4 protein-coding genes and 1 pseudogene are annotated in these 3,751 nt (G+C 70.0%); all 5 read right to left on the reverse strand.

What is annotated here, in order from left to right; genetic code table 11:
* Positions 1-457, reverse strand: a pseudogene (locus G3O06_RS46975) (PLP-dependent decarboxylase); the annotation flags it as partial.
* Positions 447-1,436, reverse strand: coding sequence for a 3-oxoacyl-ACP synthase (locus G3O06_RS46980; protein ID WP_205820161.1), 990 nt, complete (start codon positions 1,434-1,436; stop codon positions 447-449). The gene G3O06_RS46980 and the pseudogene G3O06_RS46975, both read right to left, overlap by 11 nt.
* Positions 1,437-1,439: 3 nt before the next feature.
* A complete protein-coding gene (locus tag G3O06_RS46985; RefSeq protein ID WP_174949553.1) occupies positions 1,440-2,423 on the reverse strand; it encodes a ferritin-like domain-containing protein in 984 nt (327 codons plus the stop codon).
* Between the two features lies 1 nt (position 2,424).
* Positions 2,425-3,063, reverse strand: coding sequence for a hypothetical protein (locus G3O06_RS46990; RefSeq protein WP_205820162.1), 639 nt, complete (start codon positions 3,061-3,063; stop codon positions 2,425-2,427).
* 1 nt (position 3,064) lies between these two features.
* On the reverse strand, positions 3,065-3,751 hold a 687-nt coding region (locus G3O06_RS49515), incomplete at its 5' end, for a hypothetical protein (RefSeq protein ID WP_241020605.1).

The raw sequence follows: 3,751 nt of genomic DNA on the forward strand, positions 1-3,751 counted from the left end.
TATCGTCGCCGGCCAGCGCGCCGGCATTCACGCGCAGCAGGACCGGGCCCGGCGTGCCGCCGCCGGCCGCCGCCTCGCGCGCCAGCGGCACGAAGCGCGCGACCGCGTCCGGGTTGTCGAGCACGAAATGGCAGCGCGACGCGAGCCCGGCGCGCATGAACATCTCGTCCATCGACGGGTTGTTCAGGTAGCGCGGCGTCTTGATCCGGCCGATCACCGCATCGAGTTCTCCGCGGCTCGCGAGTTCGACGCCGTCCTCGTATGCATGCGCGCAGCGCGCGAGCATGTCCTGGTTCGGGTTCGCCTTCAGCGACACGATCAGCCGCGTGCCGAGCCGCGCCTTCAGCGACCGGTAGCGCGCGATCGCGACTTCCGGCTCGTACACGTAGCACGGCGTGCGCAGGTCGGCGATCCACGCGTGGTCGCCGGCGGGCGGAAGCGGGCGCTCAGGCGTCATGGCGGCCCACCGGATGGAGCGTGGCGGCTGCGTACGCGCCGCAGTTCGACTGCATCACGCCGAGCACGCGCTGCCCGCGCGCGACCGCGTCGAGCCCGACGTCGGCCAGGTTGATCGGGAAATCCGAACAGCACGCGTGGCCGCGCGCATGGATGTTTTCCGCATAGAGCCGCTCGGCCGGCACGCGCATCGCGCGGCACAGCGCGTTCCAGCCGGGCAGGTCGGCGTTGTGCGGCAGCACGAGTTCGTACGCGTCGAGCGCGTGCGGCTCGAGCGCGACCGCCGCGTCGATCGCCTTGCGCGTGTACGGCCACTCCATCATGATCAGGTCGGCCTCGTTCGCGGCGACGGTGTCCGAGCCGCGGTGCCATTTCGCATGCGTCTCGATCGCGATGCCGCCGAGCCGGTTCTTCGTGCTGTTGCGCGCGATCAGCATCGCCGCCGCGCCGTCACACTGCACGCCCGTCATCTGCCGCATCCGGTAATCCTCGCCGTACACGCGGTCGGACGACACGACGAGCGCCGCGTCGAGCTGCGGATAGCGGCGCATCAGCGCGCGTACCGTCTCGATGCCGGCCGCGACCGACACGCAGTTCAGCTGCGCGACCGAGCCGAGCCACAGCGGCTCGATGCCGAGCTGCGCGGCCAGCTCGTGCGGCAGGCTACGCGGCGCGGGCGGCACGCTGAACTGCTGCGTGTGCACGTGCACGATCGCGCCGATGTCGGATGGATGCACGCGCGCGGTGTCGAGCAGGCGGCCGGCCGCCGCGATCGCGAGATCGGTCTCGCTCGTGTCGAGCGCCATGTGGAAATAGCGGCTGCCCGAGTGCGCGATCGCCGCGGCACGCTGCGCCGGGTAGTCGCGCTCGGCGGCCCAGGCCTCGATATCGACGGGCAGGCCCGGCAGCTCGTAGGCCACCGCGTCGATGCCGATCCAGAAGCCGGCGTCGCGGGATGCTTGGGAGGCGTTCGTCGTCATGGTTCAGTTGAGCGGCATCGCCGCGTAGTCGAGGACGTCGAGTTTTTCGAAGGTGGCCTGCACGGTCGGCGTGAGCAGGCCCATCTCGCGGATCGTCGGCACCAGGCGCCGGAAGATCGAGCGACGGATCGAGCTGGAGACCGGCGACTCGCGTACCATCGCGCTGCATTCGCGCTTCGACAGCCCCATCGGTTCCCAGATGTCGTCCGCGCACAGGTGCTCGTACAGCACGGCCGCGCCTTCGCAGACGAACTCCTCGCGCTCGCGCAGCTCGACCGCGCTCATCTCCGCATACACGCGGCAGAGCGTGATCCGGCCGACCGCGAAGTGACGCGCTTCGTCGCGCTGGATCCGCACGAACAGGTCCTTGATGAACGGATCGGTGCTGTACGCAACGACGCTCTGGAAGATCGACAGCGCGATGCCCTCGACGAGCACCTGCATCCCGAGGTTCGTCATGTCGAGCGCGCTGCTCGTGATCGTGTCGTGCAGCAGCCCCTTCAGCGAGCGGCTCATCGGGTAGCTGACGTCGAGCTTCTCGTTGACGAGCTTCGCGTACGCCTCGACGTGGCGCGCTTCGTCCATCATCTGCGCGGCCGCGCACAGCCGCGCGCTCAGGCCGTTCTCGGCCGACGCGAGCTTCGATGCGCAGATCAGCGCGGCCTGCTCGCCGTGCAGGATCTGCGACAGCAGCCAGCCCTGCGCGTGATGGCGCACCTCGCGCTTGTCGGCGTCGGACAGCTTGCCCCACAGTTCCGTGCCGTAGATCAGCAGCGTCGGGTCGGGCATGCCGAGCGGGTTCGCCGGGTCGAGATCGTGGCTCCAGTCGACATCGGTCGCGACGTCCCACTGCGCGGCCTTCGCCTTTTCGTACAGACGGTTCAGCGCCTCTTCGCGCAGTTCGTAGTCGTTCGACATCAGGGCGTCGACGGGCATCGACCAGCGGATGTCGGCCGTGTCCTGCATAACGGTGAGCGTGTCAGTCATTTCAAGGTCTCCCCGGCCGCGCGGCGGCGCCGGAATGATGGGCGGAATCGGTAAGCGTCGTGGCGGCGCCGCGCGGTGCGGCCGGGTGCGGATCGAGGCGGATCGCATACGACGGCCACGGGCCGCGCAGCTGCGCGTCGAGGGCATCGGCGAGCCGCGCGGGCCAGATCGCGCAACACACGCGGTTGTCGCCGGCGAATTCCGCATCGCGCAGGATCCGGTCGCCGATCCATACGACCGGCGCACCGCGCGCGGCATCGCGCAATGCTTCGTCGTACAGGTGCACGCCGAGCAGCACGTGCGGTGCGAGCAGTTCGGCCGGCAGCGCGCCGAAGTACGGCGCGCAGACTTCGATGAACACGCGTGCGTCCGGATGCACGGCGTCGCGGACCCGCGCGGTGATGTCCGCGAGAAACGCGAAGTACTGGACGTGGTCGAGCAGCACACGGCGATCGCCGCCGAGCGCATCGCCCGTATGCACGGCGCCGGCGTCATACACGTCGCCTGCCGTTTCCGCGAGCGCGGCGCGCGCATAGTCGGCCGGCGTGTGGAGCGGCATCCGGTACGCGCTTGCGGCAACCGCGACCGGCTGCCGCGCGTCGCGCTCGATCCGGTAGGTGAAGTGAACGGGTCGCACCATGTCACGCCTCGTCGTCGAGAGAAAACGTCGCGTCGGGCGCGAACGCGACGTCGGCGACCGCGTAATAGCCGTTCAGCGCGAGCGAGCAGACGGCCGCGCGGCGCGGCGTGTCGCCGTCGCGATGCGCGAGCAGCACCGACAGCCACGGATCGCTGCCGAACGCGTGACCGAACAGCCCGTGACCGTCCGGCAGCAGCGGGGTCTTGCCGACGGACGCAAGCAGCGCGCGGCGCGACGTCGCCGGAAAGAACGGCAGCGCCGCCTGCAAGCCGGGGCGGGCCGCGCAGAAGGTGCGGATGTCGCGACCCAGCCGCACGACGGCGCTGGCCGGCGGCGCGGCGTCCGCGAGTACCGACGGGGCTGCTGGTGACGCTTCGCGGCCGACGTCGACGAGCAGCGTGCACACGCCGAAGCCCGACTGCCCCCACGCGGGGTTGCCGTGCCAGTACGTAAAGCCATGCACGTCGATATCGACGATCTGCAGCAGCAGCGTGCGCGGCCCGGTTTCGGCCGCGGTCGCGAGCGCGCGGCGCAGCACGTAGCCCCAGCCCGCGCATTCGTACGAGCAGGTCATCCAGTCAGGCGTGTAGTCGTTCGCGCCGGCGAGCGCCTGTGCGAACACGCGATGCTGCGGCGAATCGTTCATCAGCAGCATCGACAGGATCGTCGAGCTGACCACGTAGTCGTC

It is taken from the genome of Burkholderia sp. Ac-20345, from assembly GCF_017104825.1.
Lineage (GTDB): Bacteria > Pseudomonadota > Gammaproteobacteria > Burkholderiales > Burkholderiaceae > Burkholderia > Burkholderia lata_B.